The organism is Bacillus sp. RE35 (genome assembly GCF_052146655.1).
Classification (GTDB): domain Bacteria; phylum Bacillota; class Bacilli; order Bacillales; family Bacillaceae_G; genus Bacillus_A; species Bacillus_A cereus.
On the sequence record NZ_CP197377.1, the window covers coordinates 1,086,716 to 1,104,874 of the forward strand.

An 18,159-nucleotide genomic window follows, 5' to 3' on the forward strand; every position below is an offset into this window, starting at 1 on the left:
GCATGGTGATAAATTTAAAGGAGTGAATTATATTGCTTGAAGTAAAGTTTTACGATTGGAAAAAGAAACGTCCTAAAAAACATTATTTGCTTGTACATGAAATTAGAATTTTTGAGCTAATTTTCTCAAAGAAAGTTAGCGAGTTTGAGATGGGATTAAGAGAGATTGAAAAAGTAACTGTCTTTTGTTTAGCTAACGAAAACACTGATATTTCATATGAAGTGAATAGAGCTTTGGGTGAAATTCGTATATATGTTCCATATGATTTTATGGACTTTTTAGCATTAAATTCAGTTGAAGAGAAATATAAAGAGTTTTGCAAATTAGTACGCCAATATGTTGTCCTTGGACTTGAAGAAAACTCTACTCTTTCATCATCTGTTGTTAAAGGGTATATAGAGGAATCTTTAGATGAAATTGTGAAGCAAAACTATGAAGGAATATTTTTAGTTGGGAAGACACCTAAGAAAAGCCCAAGCCGTAAGAAGATAGCGATATTAAAAGGAATTCATCGTGTTAAAGGTTTCCAGCTACGATGTGAAGTGTATGATGAAAAGGGATTAAAGATTCGAAATCAACTATTGGTAGAAGAGGTAGGGAATGAAATGGTGTATGCAAGATTTTTGGGTACATTAAAATGGGAAAGTGAAAATCTAATAGTAGTTCAATCTAAATCCAGTAGTTGGAAAGAAGAAATCTATCTTTAATAACAAGGTTGTATAGTAGAAAGAGGGGTGTAGAGCATAAATGAATTTTTTTCGAAAAAATAAATTAAGTGACATTCAGAAAAAATACTATGAACATTTTGGAGAGCCGATTCAATTTGTTAATTATTATAGCCGCGGATCGGTTATGTATTTTCAAACGGATGATACGCTTTATTATGTTAATTTACTGAATGTATGAGGTGATAAATGTGAATGAACGTTTAAAGAAAATTGCAATGTTAAGAGAAAAGGTAGAGGAAAAGGCTACTAGAGAAAAGTTTTTAATGTTATGTCCGTCTATAAAAGAATTTGAGATTATTAGCGGGAAGAAAATTGCTTCATTAGTAAACTTTTTAATTGATGAAACACCGAATCCTATCAAAGTTATGAGTGAATTAAATGCTGAACAAGTTATCAATGAAATAAAAGAATTTGAACGTGAATTAACTAGTGTATTGTCTAAGAAGATTATTGTATGGTATGCACATGAAAATTGGGACTTTGGTGTGCAATTAGAATTAGAAGATTTCATGTTATATACAAAAGAAGTATTACATTTCATTGGATATGACGATGCTCAAAGAGGATTAATTTATTCTAGCCTTATTGTAGTAGATGAAGCAATGAGAAGTGCTTTTTCTTTTCTAAAGAATGAGTATAATGTCGAGATAGTACTATGGAAAGAAAGCTGAGTGTATTAGAGTGTTTTAAAACAAATTGGATGAATGGTTGAATTTATTATTAGAAGAAGTGGTGCGTGGTTTAGTGTGATAGAAAGAAAAAGAGAGTCTTCAAGGGATATGTATAAGAGAGTAAAGGAGAGAAAATATGTCTTTTTATAAAGAGGAAATAAAAGGGGATAAATTGATTATAAGTGATGAAAGCATTGATATTTTAATGGATGCTTTTCAAAATAAAGGTAAAGAGATGCCTAAAAATATATCATGGAATTTCATAGCGACGGTATTACTCGCGGGATCTTATTATGAATAAGTAAAAAAACGAAGAGTCTAAATAGTCCCTTCGTTTTTTTACTTATTTTTTCTCTACCAATTTCTTATTCTTCCAATCTAGTGTGAACAATTTATTAAATGTTTTTTGATCAACGTCTTTTACGTTGTTTCCAACCCAGTTTGCAGTTCCGAATGTGAAGCCTGGACGAAGTTGGTAGTCATCGGCGTGTTTTGTATAAGCGACTTGTAAGTTAGATTGATCTGTATTTTTTTCAGAGATAACAACAGCAATCATACCAGGAGAGAAACCGCTATTTGTTAATGCTGGAAGTTGATCCATCGGTATTAAATTACCTTTTGCATCAGATTCATATAGGTATGTGCGAGAGTACATGAAAAGTTGGTTTCCATATAAAGAATGATAGGAGTCACGTGTGTAAATACCCCAGTTTTGATTGTTATATCCGTTAAAGAATACGTTCCATTTTACGTTTTTGTTTGTTTGGTCAATTAAATTTGTTTTATAACTAGTTTGTTTATAGCTTACAGAGTCAGACCAAGTGACTTGACCAGTTGCACCAGCTTCACCGCTAGGTCCATTAGGCGTTACAGAAGCTTTAACAGAGCCACCAAGTTGATAAGATACGCTAGATGTTACAGTCGTTTCTTCTACAGCATTTGTAGGTGCTACGTTAAAGAAACGAGCGCTGTTATCTTGAAGGTTAAATGCAACATCATATTGTGAAGGATAACGTAATGTTGCACTAGCGCCAGGGATTGGGTAGTTATCAATAGGTGCATCACTTATAGTAGGATTTGCTTTTAGAAAACTACCAGTTGTATTAATAACGGCAATCTGTTTATCAGCGCTTGGGTCATCGATAAAAGTTACCTTTAAAGACATTGTCATATTATCAGCTTGATCATTATTAAATGTATTATAGCTCGTATGTGTTTTTGCATTTTGCCCGATATCTGTTACAACTTGTGACGTCGTTTGAGCGTAAGTAGCAGGTGTTGAAAGAGTTACAGCACTACTAGCAAAAACAGCGGATAATGCTAAACATTTTAAGTAGGTTTTAGAACGTTTCATACAATCACTTCCTTTTATCTTTGTCGATATATGTCGTATTACATTTATATCGTAACATGAAAATAAAACGTAATGGATGGTTATGCATAATTGCATAGATGAGTTTTGAAGGATAAAGATAATAGAATTTCATCCAACACTTAAGACTCGAAAATGTCCATTACAGCCGTTCTTAAAAATTTTAAGACAATATGTTTATCAATGTTCTTATTCTGAAGATTGAAGCGCTTAATATTTACGTTATAAGTGCATAACAAGTTATAATAAAAGAAATCAATAAGGAGGCTGGCTGTGAAGAATCTTCGTTATCTCAATATATTTACCATATTAATTATATACACACTACTTATGTTTTACATCGGCTGGAACGGATGGGTTTGGCTTCATGCGGTATTTGGCTGGGAATCTTGGGGATATTATGCTTTCATAGTCGCATTTATTTCATATGCGTACATTCTCGTGCAAGTGTTTAAGTTTTTGCCATTTCTACGAACGATCGGTTCAATTTGGTTCGCGGTCATACAATACGCGCTTATGTTGTTGCCATTAGCTAATATTATGGTCTTTCTTTTACAGTTTTCAGTAGAGAAAGAAGCGGCAATTATTTGGACAGGGGCGGCTGTGATAGCTGCATTTATCTTTATCTTTGCGTATGGAGTATTTAATGCGTATAGCCCGGTAGTAAGAAAGTACGAGGTGCACATACCGAAAAAGGTAGAGGGGCGTAAAAGTTTACGCATTGCGATGGCTTCTGATATGCATTTCGGTAAACTGTCTGGCGTTTCGCATTTAAAAAGACTTGTTCGTCATGTAAATGAGATGGAGCCCGATATTATTTTGCTACCAGGTGATATTATCGATGATCATCCAGGTGTGTTCATTCAAAAGAATATGGGACCAATCATGAAACAAATGAAAGCACCATTAGGCGTATATGGCGTATTAGGAAACCATGAATATTACGGCAGAGCAGTTCCAGAGTTTTTACAAGAGATGGATAAGATTGATATTCGTATTCTTTTAGATGAAGTAATTACAATTGAAGATGACTTTTATCTCGTTGGAAGAAGAGATAAAACAGAGCGAGATCGTCAAAGCTTTGAACAATTAATGAGTACGGTAGATAAATCGATGCCTGTTATCGCAATGGATCACCAGCCATTTGAGTTGAAACAAGCAGCAGCGGCAGGTGTAGATTTATTATTATCCGGTCATACGCACCGCGGACAAATGGCGCCCAATCATATTGTAACGAGAAGAATGTACGAGCTAGACTGGGGATACGCACAAAAAGGTGCGTTCCACGCAATTGTTTCTTCTGGATTTGGATTTTGGGGACCCCCGCTTAGACTTGGTAGTAGGTCGGAGATTGTGCAGGTAGAAGTTACGTTTGAATAGGGGTTATGAAATAGAGAGTTGATGGCTCTCTATTTTTTTTAATAAAAACAAATAAAAATAAATATTTATGTTGGTGCTAATTTCATAAAAGAGATACGATTATAAGACTCGATTAAAATAAAGGGGGATTGTAAGTGATCATATCAGATGTACTATACGGAGAATTTGAAGTGGATCAAGTAGTAGAAGAATTAATTTCAAGTAAGTCTATGCAAAGACTAAAGGGAATTCATCAAAATGGCGCAAGTTACTTAGTGAACGAGAAATGGAATGTAACGCGCTTTGATCATTCAGTTGGTGTTATGTTATTAGTTAAAAAACTAGGTGGTTCAGTAGAACAACAGATCGCTAGTTTACTGCATGACGTATCGCATACTGCTTTTTCCCACGTGATTGATTACGTTTTTGATAATGAAGATGAAAGTTATCATGAAGAGATATTTAGTTCTGTTGTGAAAAACTCAGAAATTCCAGCGATCCTTGCGAAGCATGGTTATAACTATGAAGATATTTTATTAGATGATTCGAAGTGGACATTACTGGAAAGGTCAGCGCCCGAATTATGTGCAGATCGAGTGGATTATACGTTACGAGATATGTATACATACGGATATATTTCTTTAGAAGAGGTTCATAGATTTTTAGAGGATATTATCGCAGTAGAGGGGAAAATGGTCCTTCAAAGTATCGAAATGGCAGAGTGGTTTACAGAAACGTATTACAAAGAAGTAATCGATTTCTTTATGAAACCAATGAATATTTACGGAAATGATATGTTAGTGAAAACGTTAAAGTTAGCTCTTCATAAAAAGGTTATTCATGCAGATGATTTCCTTCTTGAAGATGCTGAGCTTATTTCGAAATTGCAGCAATGTAATGATTCAGAAGTCCATGCTTTATTAAGAAAAGTTCATCCCAATGTAAAAGTAAAAGAAGATAGAGACGATTACGATTTGTATCAGAAAAATAAAGTCCGTCTTATTGATCCTCCGTTACTTCGTGAAGGTGAAGTTATTCCAGCATCTGTTATGTCAGAAAACATAAGACAGATGAGTGATATTGCTTATGAAAAAGCGGTGAGAGGGATGTATGTGAAAGTGATTTCGAATTAAAAAAGAAGTAGCGCATCGTTTTTAGAGCGCTACTTCTTTTTTATTAATGATCAAACCAATTCCAAATCTCAATATCTCCAAGAGTCGCATAACGTACGTGCGGGGAGTTTTGTAATTTTAATAACTCTTTCGACGGGCCAGTAATGACAATGCCGTATACTTTTACGCCATTCTCTTTTACATATTCATAACGTTTATCTAAGTTTAGTTCTTTCTCAGAAAGCGCTGCTATTTTGCTTACCGTTTTTTTATGGATAGAAAGGACGCGCATCATTTCGGTTACTTTGTCTTCTTGCGTTTTCTGCCCGTCGGTTTCATTATCGAGGAATCTTACATGTTCTGGAAACCCTATAGCTTCTCCGCCATGTAGGATATAGTCATCTACATTTTTTCTTTCTTGTCCTGTATCTAAAGCGTACCATAAAGGAGTTGGAGGGAGTTCTTGTGCCTCGAATGTGCTATATAAAAGCGGTTCTAATTCTTTTAAAGTGTAAGCTTTATCAAAAGAAATTGCTACTTCTGCAACGGTTCCATCATGTACTTTTGCAAGTGTATCCCATACTTTTTTTGATGAATCCTTTAAATAATCCCCCTGCTCTGTTTTTGGATGAACAAAGAAGAGTTTTGGTTGATAGAACGGATTCATCCAAGTTCGCTTCGTAACATCTACAGATGATAAGAAGCTTTTTGTTTCTATTGTACCGAGGGGCATTTCTTTTTTACCGACGGTTCGTACTAAATCAAATTGGCTATTCGTACGGAAAAAAGCTTCTACACTTGTTCCGCCTCCTATAACACGGCTATTTGGGATCGTTGCTTCAAGTGCAAGCGAAGGAACCTCTCTAATTTCTTCTAGCCTTTTATCATTATTAGCTTGAAAATAAAAGGCTGATAATACCCCGCCGATTATATAGATAACGATGCAAATTGATAATATAAAACCAAACGTTTGTAAACGATGTTTCCACTTAATTCTCCAAAAAGGAATTTTAAGATTTTTTGGAGGTAACTTTTTCTTAATTGGTTCTGTTTTTGTTAACAGCTCATCTAAGTAAGCTTCACACTCTTCACATGACTCAATATGATTTTCTAACAGTTCTTGTTCATCATGCGTGAGCGTTCCATTTTCATACTTCTTCCATAGTTTTTTAAATTCTGTACAACCCATCCGTATCACTCCTTTATGCTTTTCGTGTCTTTCCGTCCCCTGTGTAATTCAATTTTCACTTTCGCTAATGAGAGACCAGTCATTTCTGCTATTTCCTTATAGGAGAATCCATAGTAATCTCGTAGTAGTAGGACATTTCGTCTTTCGAGCGGAAGAGCGTATAAACTGTCTAACCAACTAGCAATCTCATGTTTTACGAAATATTCATGTTCTGTACTTGGCACGTTTGGTAAATGGAATTCTTCCACTGTAGTTGTTTTATACTTTTTTTCTTTTCGATACCAATCGATAAAGGCATTGTAGGCAATTGTAAATAACCACGGCCTAATTTCTTCTCCTTTATAATAGTCAATATGGACGAGCATTCGGTAAAATGTTTCTTGCATGAGATCTTCCGCATAGTGGGAATCTCCGGTTAGGGAGAGAAGATAGCGAAATAAATCTTGCATATGCTCTGAGTAAATTTCTTCTAATGATTGTTTGCGTTTCACTACATTTCCCTCCCTTCATATATAACAACGAAATACATATAAAAAAGTTACAATTTTTTATGGAATTATAGTAAAAAACGTCAAGAATTGGATTGCGTTCTTTTTTATCATAATACATATAAGGCGGGTGAACAGAGATGGAAAGCTATGAAACACAAATTCAAAGGTCAATTGATTATATTGAGGAAGATGTAATGGAAAAACAAACGCTGCGTAATTTAGCTCGCATTGCAGGTTTTTCTGAGTCGCATTTTCATCGTGTATTTCAGGCATTAGTAGGTGATACAGTAATGGAGTATGTTCGAAAGAGGAGGTTAGCCCGGGCAGCTTATCAACTTTCTCATACGGATGAAAAAGTTATTGATATCGCGTTTGAACATGGCTTTCAATCTCACGAAACGTTCACGAGAGCCTTTAAAAAATTATTTCAAATGACACCGAGTGAATATCGAAAACAAGAAATCGAAACACCGATGTATTACAGAGTGAATGTAAAGCAAAGAAAATTAAATCCGTATTTAGGGGGCATACAAATGGAATATCGTATTGTAAATAAACCAGAATTTTTAGTGGCGGGTTATGAATTGAAGACGACAAGTAAAGAAGGGAAAAACCATCAAGACATTCCAGCATTTTGGCAAGAATATTTACAAAAAGATCTTGGGACAACAATTCCGAATCGTAAAGATACGAGCCAATGGGTAGAGCTTGGATTATGTACTGATTTTAATTTAGAAACAGGGGACTTCACTTACATTATCGGAATGGAAGTTACAGACTTTGAAAATGTACCAAATGAAATTGCGAAGCGTACTTTCCCGGCAGCAACATATGCAGTATTTACAACGTCGAAAGTTCCTCATGAAGAAATGGTATCGTCTATTCACCAAACTTGGAATGCAGTATTCTCAGAATGGTTCCCACATTCAGGATATGAACATTGCGGTGTTACGGAGTTTGAACTGTACGATGAGCGTTGCCACGAAGATAAGAGTGAGTTTGCACAAGTAGAGCTTTGGATACCGGTGAAGAAAAAATAATAGGGTAAGAGCGAATCGTTGGGAGATGGTTCGCTTTTTCATAAAGGGGGAAATGGGAAAATGTTCAAAAAACTAGAATGTGTATCTATACATACGAAAGATATAGAAAGATCAGTTTCTTTCTATAAAGAAATGGGAATGAAGCAAAACTGGATGATAGAAAGAGAATTAGAAGAAGGGGTCATTTGGACGTTAATAGGATTGAAGTTTCCAGATGAGAAAAGTTCGGAGTTAGTAATAAGCAATCATCCGGATATTAATTTTACGGAAGTCGAAGTATTAGTAGAAGATGTACAACAAACGTATGAAAGTTTAAAAGATAATAAAGATGTAAAATGGATTCGCGAACCATTTCCAACAGAATCAGGACATGTTGCAGTAATGGAAGCACCTGATGAGAATGTGTTTGTGTTAGTAGGGAAATAGCTGAAATATGGAGTGACCTTTCATAGTGAGTTATGAAGGGTTATTTTTAATTTGTATAGTAGTAGAGGAAGTAGGTTAGTATTGTCGGTTTTTGTCGGTAAGTCGATATATCTAGAAAATCGCTGATATAATTCGAGTTGCGCCGATATAATTTCATATACCGATAAAACACCTCAAAAAAACGATCCACATAATTTCAATTACTGTAAAATCATCCCAGAAAAGAAAAAAGACGCCACATAGCGTCTTTCCTACGAACGAAACGGAAATACAAGAATAATCGTCGTTCCTTTTCCGAGTGCACTATCAACGGAAATTGTTCCGTTATGAGCATGAACGAGCTGTTTTGTAATGGCTAGGCCAAGTCCAGTTCCGATGTTGCTTTCTTCTGTGTTTGTTCCGCGGTAATATCGTTCAAATAGAAGTTCTTTCGTTTTTTCATCCATTCCTTTTCCATCATCTGAAATGGAGAGTGTAAAGGAATTAGCGTTTTGTGATAGTTTTACGATGACAGTAGTTGTTTCATTATTATGTTTTACAGCATTTACGAGTAAGTTTTCGATAATACGCTGGAACCATTTTTCTTCAATGAAATATTGAATTTTATTTGAGCTCGGTACGAATTCAATATTTTGATTTTGGAGTGTTGGATTGTTAATAAATTGCAATAACACTTTTTGAACGAACTGATTGATTTCAACGTTTACGTGTTGGGCAGGAAGGCTGTTATTTTTTAATTGATACGTTAAGCTTAAATCATCAATTAATGTTGTCATATATTGAGATTTCTCTTTCATAACACTACCAAATTGCTGAATATCACGATCAGTCCAGTTATATTGATTCGATTCGAGTAATAATGCGTAGCCATATATAGAGCTAAGTGGTGTTTTTAAGTCGTGTGTTAGACCGGTAATCCATTCTTCTCGTGTTTGCTGGAGGACTTGCCTCATCGCATCATTTTTTTTGAGTGTAATAGAAAGGTGTTCTAGTGAACTTGTTACATCTCTAAACAAACGGAATGACCATTTTTCTTTACCAGATCGCCGGAACCTGACGGGTTTTCCTTTTTTACTAATAGGTTCTTCATACTTTCCACCAGCGATATTTTTAAGCCAGCGCATCGCATGTAATAACGGTTTCCCGAATTTATTACCGTACCAAATAGAAAGAATGACTAAATAAACAAATACGATAAGAAGGATTAATCCGCATCCGATGAGAAACTTCTTAGTAAATACATCTTCAATTTCGTCACCTGGATAGTAGTGCTCATTTTTTGCAGTTACAACGAGAAGGTTGCCACTATTTGCATCGTAAAAGCTAGACGTATTTTCTTTATGATTCCACGGTTCTTTTTCATTAAGGGCGATTTGTATTGCTGAAAATGTTTTTTTCTTTCCAGCTGGATAGGCAAAAACCTCTTCGCCATTTTGATTAAATATTTGAAGTGCTGCTTTTTCTTTAGACAGTAACTGTTTTTCTTGATCTGTTAATGTGAACGAATCCATCGTTAAAGAGGAGTGATCCTTTTGAATTGCTGTCAGTAACGCATTGCTTTTTAACATACCACCATAAATAACAAGTACTTTCTTTTCTTCTAATTCAATTTCCCAATATGTAAATTTATAATTACTTTCGATATGATGTTGTATATATGCGACTAAAGATGTCTTCGTATAAGCATTCGGAACATCATTTGGTGTATTAAAGTTGTAGAGGATTTTTCCGTTTTCATCTACAACTTGGAGCCAATCATTTTTCTCCTTTATTAAATCTTGCACTTCAGATTGTAACGAAATATGCCCATCTTCTGAAGAGATGTATCTTGAAATTGTAAAACTATCAGAATCTGGAATATTAGGTTCGTATAAAGTACTAGTAAGAAGAAAAATTAAATAAGTAAAAGCAGCAACTACAGCGATAAGTAATGTAACTAAAACAAAAACGTGTTGCATGATAAATTGAATAATAAGTCGTTTATTAAAATTCATATCGTCACCCTACTTTGTAACGAACTTATAACCAAGCCCGCGAACGGTTTTTATATATTCTGGTTTACTTGGATCATGTTCAATTTTTTCACGTAGTTTTCGAATGTGGACCATAACAGTGTTGTCATCGCCATTATAGGCAGGTGCTCCCCAAACTTTTTCGTATATTTCCTCTTTCGAAAATACGTAGTTCGGATTCTCGCAAAAGAAGAGTAGTAGTTGAAAGAGTTGAGCGGAGCATTCGACAATGTGCCCATCTACTGTTAGTTCTGCAGAGTGCTGATCAATTTCAAATCTTCCAAATGAAATCGAGTGTGATTTTTGTTCGTGTGGTACGGTTTGTTTCATATGTCTCCGAAGCTGTGCTTTCATGCGTGCTACTACTTCTAATGGATTAAATGGTTTCGTAATATAATCATCTGCACCGTATGAAAATCCGGATATTTTATCTAAATCAGATGCTTTTGCTGATAGGAAGAAAATTGGACAATCTGTTTGTTGGCGAATGATTGGACAAATATCAAAACCAGATTGTCCAGGAAGCATTACATCTAAAATAATTAAATCGTAATTGTTTTGCTTAGTTAGAGATAAAGCCATTTCAGCTGATGTTGCAGTTGTAATATGAGAAAAGCCTTCTTTTTCAAGAATGGTAGTTAGTAATTGTAAAATTGCTGTTTCATCATCAACGAGTAAAATATTTGCTTGGTACATAAACATCCCTCCTAATTTTCTCGAATATCATATCATCATTTTGTAACTTATGGAATTTTTAAGGAAATTTTAAGGTTTTCTTTCGCAAAAAATTAAGAATCAAATGATATGATAAAAGTAACATAGGGGAGGAGATGAGTGTGAACCCGTTTCAAGTGATGCGAGCTAGATATTTTTTAATTGTATTTGCACTATTAATTTTAATAGCGAGAAGTAGTGGCGATTTGCTAACAAGTATATTTCATATACAAAATTCTTCTTTTATAAATATCCTTATATTCTATATCCTTCCGATGGTATGGATTTCTTATGAGTATAGAAAGCACCACATTTCATTTTCATTATTTGTTAATAAAAATGAAACATTTAACTTGGTACAAGTTTTATACATTACGGTTATGTTATGCATGTTTAGTTACGGGTATCTTATTTTGTATATGTATAGTTTTGCATGGATTACACCGGACTTTATTATGAACGCCCTGCATGAACCAATTGTAGATAGTACTGGGGGATATGTATCTCAAGTCATTAGGGTCGTATTCATCGCACCAATTATCGGGGAATTTGTTTTTCGCGGATTTTTACTTCAACGTTTTGCAACAAAATGGGGAACGAGCATAGCGACCATCGTTGTAGCAATATTGTTTGCGTTGTTACATGTTGATTTCCTCGGTGCAGCCATATTCAGCATCGTATTGTCAATCGTATATATTCGTACGAAAAGTTTACTCATGCCAATTGCAATACATATGTTAAACAATGCATTTGTAATAGGTGCGTCTTTTCTAATAAGTAGAGAAAAAATTATGAGTTTTGCCGATTTCTCAAGTTATACGACATTCTTTCCTGGACTTATTATTTTTATAACAGGATTAAACTTAGTACTTATCTTTTTATTTGTTAATCGCAAATATTGGAGTAAAGAAGTGCCAGTTATATATGCAGAGCAGAAAAAGAGCTTTTCAGATGTAGTCGGGAGTAAATAAGATGAAGAAGACGGTTGAAAAAATATTAAAAGACATTATAGATTCTACGTCTATTACAGATATGTGTGATAAAAGCGTTTGTCATTGGCTTCAACCTGTAGTAGATACGATTGTGTTTCCAGAGTATTACGTATTTTCTAGTACTCATTTAAAAGAAAATATTATTTCTCTTCTTATTGTGTTCGGGGTTTTACTAATATTTGGTCTAATTGTAGAAGAAATGATGAAGCGCATCTTCAAAAAGAATGAAGAGAAGTATATGTGGATTCATAAAGTATTCGAGAAAGTAATGGTGGCTTTCCTTTTGTTTTATGGTATGAAAACAATCATTTACTTTATAGCTTTGAAACATCATTAATTCGAAATTTGAAAGGGATGTATAAAATTATATGAATGAAACGATATCATCAAATAAGTTTTTTTATTTGATTTTACTTAGTCTAGTGTTAATAACGACAGTGAATGTTATTTTGCGCTGGGAGGAAGCTTACTTTTTCATGTATTTAGCGCTCCATTTGTTGGGGATTTTATGTATAAGTGGTGGAGTCGTTACTGAAAAAAAGAATGAAGAAAGCGTTAACTATATGTGTGTGATCGGTCTTGTTTTACTTTTAGCTGTACAGGGTATTATGAAATATAGTTCTTTCTCTTTACAAGATTTTAGTTTATTAATAGATGTACTTCCTTAAAGAGGCTTTTTATGTTATCTAAAAAGCAAGTAGGGTACGTGCTGGTTTGTAAGTGCGATTCTTATTCCGGATTATGAACCGAAGAAAGTGTTTAAAGATAGGTAAAACTCTTCTTATGTAGAAGAGTTTTTTTATGTAAATAAAAAGATCCAGAGCAATTCACATAATAAGCTTGTTCTAATTTAGCGTGTACGAACTTACAATAATAATAGACAGGCAGCATAGAGGAGGGAATAGCGTGAGGAAGGTTATCGGTTGGTCGCTTTTTTTGTACGTTGGATTTGCGTTACTTATATATTGGTATTTATTTGGATGGAATCATGAACTTATTCCGGACATGTATAAGGGAACGAGTGCAGATCCAGAAACGTTTATGAGTGCTAGAGAGCTTACGCTAAGCCAAGATTATTCGCGCGTGAAAAATTTACTATACTTTTTAGCGACGCCTCTTGAATGGATTATTTTATTATTTGTACTTGTGCTAGGTATTTCAAGAAAGTTTGAGAAATGGTCGAAGGAAACGACTAAAATAAGTGTTTTGCAAGTTGCGATTTATTTCTTTTATTTATCATTATTGACAACAGTGCTTGCCTTACCGATGCAATGGATTGGCCGGAAAGTGTCCGTTGATTACGGCATTTCAACGCAAAGTACACAAAGCTGGATAAAAGATCATGTTATCGGTTTTTGGGAAAGTTATGCGACTATGTTAATCGTAGTTACCGTTCTATTATGGCTTATCCGTAAATTTCCGAAGAGATGGTGGCTAGCAGGATGGGCGCTCTCTGTTCCATTTACAATCTTTTTAACATTCATACAGCCTGTCGTTATTGATCCGCTTTATAACGACTTCTCGACGCTGAAAAATAAAGAATTAGAAACGAAAATTTTAGCGATAGCAGACAAAGCGGACATTCCTGCTAAACACGTATATGAAGTAAATATGTCAGAAAAAACGAATGCATTAAATGCTTACGTAACAGGAATTGGCCCTAACGCCCGTATTGTAATGTGGGATACAACGCTTAAGCAGTTAAAAGATAAAGAGATTTTATTTATAATGGCCCATGAAATGGGGCATTATGTTATGAAACATATATATTTTGGCGTTGCAAGTTATGTATTGCTATCGTTTATAGGTATGTTTTTAATTAGTCGTATTATAAATATGTGTATTCGCAAATGGGGAGATACATTGCAAATTTCAAAAGTGGCATGTTTCTCCATTTTACCTTTATTTTTCTTAATTTCTTCTATACTCTCATTTGCAGTACAACCAGCAACAAACTATGTTTCACGTATAGAAGAAAGAGCGGCAGATCAATATGCTTTAAATATGACGAAGGACGGAAAATCTGGTGTGAAAACTTTTCAATATTTATCAAAAACAAGTTTAAGCCAAGTGAATCCGCCTGCGTTAGTGAAATTTTTCTTATACACGCACCCACCAATTTTTGAAAGAATTCATACGTTTGAACAATATGAGAAACAAAGAAAAAAGGAGTAGCTATTATGCTACTTTTTTTTATAGAGATATAAGTTTCATATTGGGAATATTTATCATTGCTTTTTATTGCGATTTTGTAAATAATAAGCTATAAAATTCTAAAAATCTATATATAAAGGAATAAAGGTGAAAAAATGTATTTTTTACAAAATTTAAAAGTGAAATATAAATTATTAGCGCTTATTTCATTAGCAGTTTTAGGTATGGTAATTATAAGCAGTGTAGCAATTCATTCTATTAATAAGATTAAGCACGATACAGAGGTTGTAGTAGATGATTATCAATATTCTGCAATTTTATTAGAAGGAATGCTTCGCACACAAAATTCACTAGAATATAACTTATTAGAGTTAATTACGGCATCACAAAATGAAGTGGCAAATAAAGAGGGAATAATTAATAATATTGAAAAGGATCTTAAAAAATATGATTCTTTATTAAAAGAATATGATGATGGTTTTAATTTAAGTAAGCAAGAGGATGAACTGTTTCAGAAGATGAAGAAATCTTTGCCAAGTTATAAAGATACATATAAGAAATTATTTGAAAAGGCGAAGGCAACAAACGAGCCGCAAATGGTAAATGAATTTCAGAAGGAATTAAAACCGAAGGGAATAGAGTTAGCTGGTTATGCAGTGGATTTAGAATCGTATGTTTCAAATTTAGCTGACCAAGTATTTAAAGATTCGCAAAAAATGATTGATCGTTCCGTTATTACCTTTATCATTCTTGTAGTAGTTACTACAATCGTTATATGTATAGTAAGTTATATTATTAGCAAGCTTATAGTTGCTCCTTTACAAACGGTTAGTCGTATGATGGAAAGAGCGAAAGAAGGAGATTTAACTGTACATGGTGATTATACTGCTAAGGATGAATTAGGTGTATTAGTAAGTAATTTTAATGAGATGATTGCAGGGCTAAGAACAAATATGCAAGAAGTAGAGAATAATATTCAGCTTCTATTCCAATATGCAGACGGAGTAGCATCTGCGTCAGAAGTATCTAGTAGTGCAGCCAAAAAAATCACTATGGATATTGAAGAAGTCGCAAATGGTGCAGAGAGTCAAATGCAAGCAATGGAACAAACTGCGGGTGCGATGGAAGAGTTGACACAAGGAATGCAGAGTATAGTCAATACATCATCCTCTGTAAATGAATTATCTGCTCAATCAGCATTAGATGCAGAGAGTGGTAACAAATTAATGAAACAAATGATTCAACAGATGGATACAATCCAAAATTCGGTACATAGCGGTGTGAAACAAGTAGAGACTATGAAAGAACAATCAGAAGAAATTGTTAAAATCATTGATGTTATGCAAGGTATTACCTCCCAGATTAACTTATTAGCATTAAACGCCGCAATTGAGGCTGCACGTGCTGGTGAAAGTGGTAGAGGATTTGCAATTGTGGCAGATGAAGTGCGGAAATTAGCAGAACAATCTAGTGATTCTGCAAAACAAATTGAGAATCTTATTACTCAAGTTATGGGAACAACGAACCATACAGTACATATGATGGGGAAAGTAGATAATGAGGTACAGGCAGGTACACAAGTAGTAATGCATACAGAAAAAGTATTTGGAACAATTACAGAAAAAGTACAGCAAGTATCTGAGCAAATTCAAACGGTATCTATGTCTACAGATGAAATTGCAGCGAGTAGTGAGGAAATCTCGGCTTCTGCAGAAGACATGGCTCAAATTTCTCAAAGATCATCTGACCGAACTGATAGGGTAAAAGAGTCTATTCAACAGCAAGAAAAATCTGTTCAAGAGATTTCGATTTCAATTGAACATATGCATAACGCAGCAGGAAAACTAAAACAAATAGTTGCCCAATTTACTCTTCAAAAGTAGTAGCATATTTGAGTGTTAATAAAGATAAAAAATCATCCTCTTTTAAGAAAAAAGGATGATTTTTTTATCCCGCTATTTGCTGGACAGTAAGACCCCCCACCTCAAAATTCAGCGAAAACGAGTTATCAGTGAAGGGGAATGCTACCTCTGAAATATAAACCATGAATATAGTAGCCTCCACTAGGTATCTCCTTTAGGTGCCAATAAAGGGAAGTTGTAAAGTGAAAAGGAGTTTATAAAGAGATTGTAGAATGTTTTAGTATATAACACCTTAGATGTGACAACTTCCTTTTTGAAAAAGAAAGAAGGGAGTATAAAGCAGAAAGGTAGTGGAAATATTTCTTCTAGAAGATTTACATTTTATCTTACATTCACCAAAAAATAATACTCCTGAAACAATGAAGTTCATTTTATTTGAATGAAATAGGGAGAGAGGACAATGAAGAAAAAAATATTGGGTGTAATGATGATTGCGACAATGGCAGGAGGTATATTTGCAGGGACGAATGTGACGCCTGTAAAAGCGGAAGAGTATCCACAAATGATTGTGTTTGAAGATGTTCCATACGGATTTTGGGCATATGATGCTATTATGGACTTAGCATATCATAAAATTATATTAGGGTATGGAAACGGGAAGTATGGTGTTGGCGATCTTATAACACGTGAACAAGTAGCTGGGACTATTTACAGAACACTTGAGATAAAAGAAGAAGGGCCAGTAGCGAATCCATATAAAGATGTTTCTGATAGTACAACAACTTTTAAAAAGGAAATTTTGGCGTTAACAAAACGTGGTGTTTTTTCAGGGGATGGCCAAGGGAATTTTAGGCCGAAAGCACCAATCTCTAGAGCGGAAATGGCTGTCATTTTAAAACGAGCATTTCATTTTGAAACGAAACAAAAACATACATTTAAAGATATTCCAAAAGGCCACTGGGCAGAAGATGCAATTAGTGCGTTACAATCTAATAATGTTGTGAGAGGAACTGGGAATGACATGTATGAATTAAATCGCCCTGTACCTAGAGAACAATATGCTCAGTTTATTAATAATGCGATTATTAATTATCATTTGAAAGAGGATTGGAAGTAGAGTGAAATATGAAAGCACAAATAGAAATATTTGTGCTTTTTTGTTTGTTTAAAAAAGAATTATTATTCGTATTTATGTATTTTTATGGTTATACACAAGCTTTATAATCAACCCGATGAAAAAGACATGATGTTTAATATGATTCACAAAACCGTCACGAAATGTGTCGAAAAATATATTGTCACTATACCATTTATTCTGTATATTTTTAAAAAAACATATACATATTGGGGAGATAATTTGATGAGCAAAAAATTATTAAAAACAGCTACAGCATTAACAATTATGGGTGGGGTGTTATTCTCAGCAGAGAGTAACAGTGTAAAAGCGGAAAGTGCACCGTTGCAAAAAACAAATACAATTGTATTTAAAGATGTACCAAAAGGGCATTGGGCATATGAGGCAATTCATGAATTAGCGGAACAAGAAATTATTTTGGGATATGGCGATGGAATATTCGGTTTTGGGGATAATGTAACACGTGAGCAAGTTGCAGCTTTAATTTACCGTGTGTTTGATATGGAAGAACAAGATGAATATGAAAACCCATATGGAGATATTGATGAAAATTCAACAAGCTTTATCGAGGAGATATTGGCTTTAACGGAAATGGGAATTTTCCAGGGAGACGAGAATGGAAACTTTAGACCGAAGGCAACGTTAACGCGTGCGGAAATGGCACAAGTTCTTACGAATGCTTTTGACTTACAGGCAAAGGGATCTCATAACTTTAATGATGTTTCAACAAATTCATGGGCAACGAATGCAATTAGTGCAGTACAAACAAATGGTATTACAATGGGAATCGGAGAAGGTAAATTCGGTCCGTCTATGAAGGTAACGAGAGAACAATACGCACAGTTTTTATATAGAGCAATATTGCATGATATGGAACAAGGGCAGTAATAAAGTTTAACTAG

Annotated in this window: 20 protein-coding genes and 2 pseudogenes; 16 read left to right on the top strand and 6 right to left on the bottom strand. The window is 34.4% G+C overall.

From position 1 onward, the window contains the following. The first annotated feature begins 32 nt into the window (after positions 1-32). From ACTL4X_RS05700 to ACTL4X_RS05715, 4 genes are all read left to right on the top strand, one after another. Positions 33-707 (top strand): hypothetical protein, encoded by a 675-nt coding sequence (locus tag ACTL4X_RS05700; RefSeq protein ID WP_140161666.1) that lies wholly within the window; start codon positions 33-35, stop codon positions 705-707. 40 nt (positions 708-747) lie between these two features. After that, positions 748-906 carry a hypothetical protein gene (locus ACTL4X_RS05705; protein ID WP_162871155.1) on the top strand — a complete coding sequence of 53 codons (159 nt, stop codon included), beginning with the start codon at positions 748-750 and terminating at the stop codon, positions 904-906. Between the two features lie 10 nt (positions 907-916). Beyond that, positions 917-1,399, top strand: coding sequence for a hypothetical protein (locus ACTL4X_RS05710; protein WP_086401893.1), 483 nt, complete (start codon positions 917-919; stop codon positions 1,397-1,399). 136 nt (positions 1,400-1,535) lie between these two features. Further along, entirely contained in the window at positions 1,536-1,700 is a 165-nt protein-coding gene (locus tag ACTL4X_RS05715; RefSeq protein WP_176342306.1) for a hypothetical protein, read from the top strand. Between the two features lie 42 nt (positions 1,701-1,742). Here ACTL4X_RS05715 and cytK2 read toward each other — a convergent pair whose 3' ends face one another. Both cytK2 and ACTL4X_RS05725 read right to left on the bottom strand, forming a co-directional pair. Further along, entirely contained in the window at positions 1,743-2,753 is a 1,011-nt protein-coding gene (gene cytK2 / locus ACTL4X_RS05720) for a beta-channel forming cytolysin CytK2 (RefSeq protein WP_000830632.1), read from the bottom strand. 143 nt (positions 2,754-2,896) lie between these two features. After that, a pseudogene (locus ACTL4X_RS05725) lies at positions 2,897-3,010 on the bottom strand (TetR family transcriptional regulator); the annotation flags it as partial. A gap of 34 nt (positions 3,011-3,044) precedes the next feature. On the opposite strand from ACTL4X_RS05725, the gene ACTL4X_RS05730 reads away from it, so the two are divergent. Both ACTL4X_RS05730 and ACTL4X_RS05735 read left to right on the top strand, forming a co-directional pair. Further along, entirely contained in the window at positions 3,045-4,151 is a 1,107-nt protein-coding gene (locus tag ACTL4X_RS05730) for a metallophosphoesterase (RefSeq protein WP_000793735.1), read from the top strand. A gap of 134 nt (positions 4,152-4,285) precedes the next feature. Next, entirely contained in the window at positions 4,286-5,263 is a 978-nt protein-coding gene (locus tag ACTL4X_RS05735) for an HD domain-containing protein (protein ID WP_086401891.1), read from the top strand. A 43-nt stretch (positions 5,264-5,306) separates the two neighbouring features. On the opposite strand, the gene ACTL4X_RS05740 is transcribed toward ACTL4X_RS05735, so the two are convergent. Further along, positions 5,307-6,431, bottom strand: a complete 1,125-nt coding sequence (locus tag ACTL4X_RS05740) for an anti-sigma factor (protein WP_086401890.1) — start codon at positions 6,429-6,431, stop codon at positions 5,307-5,309. A 5-nt stretch (positions 6,432-6,436) separates the two neighbouring features. Beyond that, positions 6,437-6,922, bottom strand: coding sequence for an RNA polymerase sigma factor (locus ACTL4X_RS05745; RefSeq protein ID WP_000824008.1), 486 nt, complete (start codon positions 6,920-6,922; stop codon positions 6,437-6,439). 137 nt (positions 6,923-7,059) lie between these two features. Here ACTL4X_RS05745 and ACTL4X_RS05750 point away from each other — a divergent pair, with 137 nt between their 5' ends. Both ACTL4X_RS05750 and ACTL4X_RS05755 read left to right on the top strand, forming a co-directional pair. After that, the gene (locus ACTL4X_RS05750) at positions 7,060-7,962 is read left to right on the top strand and encodes an AraC family transcriptional regulator (RefSeq protein ID WP_048537990.1); all 903 of its coding nucleotides are present in this window, start codon (positions 7,060-7,062) and stop codon (positions 7,960-7,962) included. Between the two features lie 60 nt (positions 7,963-8,022). Further along, positions 8,023-8,388 carry a VOC family protein gene (locus tag ACTL4X_RS05755; RefSeq protein ID WP_000473644.1) on the top strand — a complete coding sequence of 122 codons (366 nt, stop codon included), beginning with the start codon at positions 8,023-8,025 and terminating at the stop codon, positions 8,386-8,388. Positions 8,389-8,639: 251 nt separating this feature from the next. Here ACTL4X_RS05755 and ACTL4X_RS05760 read toward each other — a convergent pair whose 3' ends face one another. Next, positions 8,640-10,382, bottom strand: a complete 1,743-nt coding sequence (locus ACTL4X_RS05760) for a sensor histidine kinase (protein ID WP_086401889.1) — start codon at positions 10,380-10,382, stop codon at positions 8,640-8,642. A 9-nt stretch (positions 10,383-10,391) separates the two neighbouring features. Further along, the gene (locus tag ACTL4X_RS05765) at positions 10,392-11,096 is read right to left on the bottom strand and encodes a response regulator transcription factor (RefSeq protein WP_000283871.1); all 705 of its coding nucleotides are present in this window, start codon (positions 11,094-11,096) and stop codon (positions 10,392-10,394) included. Between the two features lie 140 nt (positions 11,097-11,236). Between ACTL4X_RS05765 and ACTL4X_RS05770 the strand changes: the two genes are divergently transcribed. The 8 genes and pseudogenes from ACTL4X_RS05770 to ACTL4X_RS05805 all read left to right on the top strand — a co-directional run bounded on the left by ACTL4X_RS05770 (position 11,237) and on the right by ACTL4X_RS05805 (position 18,145). Next, positions 11,237-12,085, top strand: a complete 849-nt coding sequence (locus ACTL4X_RS05770; protein WP_001067988.1) for a CPBP family intramembrane glutamic endopeptidase — start codon at positions 11,237-11,239, stop codon at positions 12,083-12,085. Position 12,086: 1 nt separating this feature from the next. Beyond that, a complete protein-coding gene (locus tag ACTL4X_RS05775) occupies positions 12,087-12,443 on the top strand; it encodes a hypothetical protein (RefSeq protein ID WP_000754338.1) in 357 nt (118 codons plus the stop codon). Positions 12,444-12,474: 31 nt separating this feature from the next. Beyond that, entirely contained in the window at positions 12,475-12,774 is a 300-nt protein-coding gene (locus ACTL4X_RS05780) for a DUF2101 family protein (RefSeq protein ID WP_001006050.1), read from the top strand. Positions 12,775-13,012: 238 nt separating this feature from the next. Further along, positions 13,013-14,281 (top strand): M48 family metallopeptidase, encoded by a 1,269-nt coding sequence (locus ACTL4X_RS05785; protein ID WP_001233316.1) that lies wholly within the window; start codon positions 13,013-13,015, stop codon positions 14,279-14,281. A 134-nt stretch (positions 14,282-14,415) separates the two neighbouring features. Beyond that, positions 14,416-15,195: pseudogene (locus ACTL4X_RS05790) on the top strand (MCP four helix bundle domain-containing protein); the annotation flags it as partial. Positions 15,196-15,351: 156 nt separating this feature from the next. Beyond that, the gene (locus ACTL4X_RS05795) at positions 15,352-16,143 is read left to right on the top strand and encodes a methyl-accepting chemotaxis protein (protein ID WP_407543961.1); all 792 of its coding nucleotides are present in this window, start codon (positions 15,352-15,354) and stop codon (positions 16,141-16,143) included. A gap of 439 nt (positions 16,144-16,582) precedes the next feature. Then, on the top strand, positions 16,583-17,239 hold the full coding sequence (locus tag ACTL4X_RS05800) for an S-layer homology domain-containing protein (RefSeq protein ID WP_000727102.1): 657 nt from the start codon (positions 16,583-16,585) through the stop codon (positions 17,237-17,239). A gap of 138 nt (positions 17,240-17,377) precedes the next feature. Beyond that, on the top strand, positions 17,378-18,145 hold the full coding sequence (locus ACTL4X_RS05805) for an S-layer homology domain-containing protein (RefSeq protein WP_441395069.1): 768 nt from the start codon (positions 17,378-17,380) through the stop codon (positions 18,143-18,145). Positions 18,146-18,159: the final 14 nt, after the last annotated feature.

What these genes read in the sequence shown, in the direction of transcription:
- cytK2 (WP_000830632.1), bottom strand. Translation starts at nt 2,753, where the DNA reads ATGAAACGTTCTAAAACCTACTTAAAATGTTTAGCATTATCCGCTGTT.
- ACTL4X_RS05755 (WP_000473644.1), top strand. Translation starts at nt 8,023, where the DNA reads ATGTTCAAAAAACTAGAATGTGTATCTATACATACGAAAGATATAGAA.
- ACTL4X_RS05760 (WP_086401889.1), bottom strand. Translation starts at nt 10,382, where the DNA reads ATGAATTTTAATAAACGACTTATTATTCAATTTATCATGCAACACGTT.
- ACTL4X_RS05775 (WP_000754338.1), top strand. Translation starts at nt 12,087, where the DNA reads ATGAAGAAGACGGTTGAAAAAATATTAAAAGACATTATAGATTCTACG.
- ACTL4X_RS05800 (WP_000727102.1), top strand. Translation starts at nt 16,583, where the DNA reads ATGAAGAAAAAAATATTGGGTGTAATGATGATTGCGACAATGGCAGGA.
- ACTL4X_RS05780 (WP_001006050.1), top strand. Translation starts at nt 12,475, where the DNA reads ATGAATGAAACGATATCATCAAATAAGTTTTTTTATTTGATTTTACTT.
- ACTL4X_RS05715 (WP_176342306.1), top strand. Translation starts at nt 1,536, where the DNA reads ATGTCTTTTTATAAAGAGGAAATAAAAGGGGATAAATTGATTATAAGT.
- ACTL4X_RS05750 (WP_048537990.1), top strand. Translation starts at nt 7,060, where the DNA reads ATGGAAAGCTATGAAACACAAATTCAAAGGTCAATTGATTATATTGAG.
- ACTL4X_RS05705 (WP_162871155.1), top strand. Translation starts at nt 748, where the DNA reads ATGAATTTTTTTCGAAAAAATAAATTAAGTGACATTCAGAAAAAATAC.
- ACTL4X_RS05805 (WP_441395069.1), top strand. Translation starts at nt 17,378, where the DNA reads ATGATTCACAAAACCGTCACGAAATGTGTCGAAAAATATATTGTCACT.
- ACTL4X_RS05795 (WP_407543961.1), top strand. Translation starts at nt 15,352, where the DNA reads ATGCAAGCAATGGAACAAACTGCGGGTGCGATGGAAGAGTTGACACAA.
- ACTL4X_RS05740 (WP_086401890.1), bottom strand. Translation starts at nt 6,431, where the DNA reads ATGGGTTGTACAGAATTTAAAAAACTATGGAAGAAGTATGAAAATGGA.
- ACTL4X_RS05765 (WP_000283871.1), bottom strand. Translation starts at nt 11,096, where the DNA reads ATGTACCAAGCAAATATTTTACTCGTTGATGATGAAACAGCAATTTTA.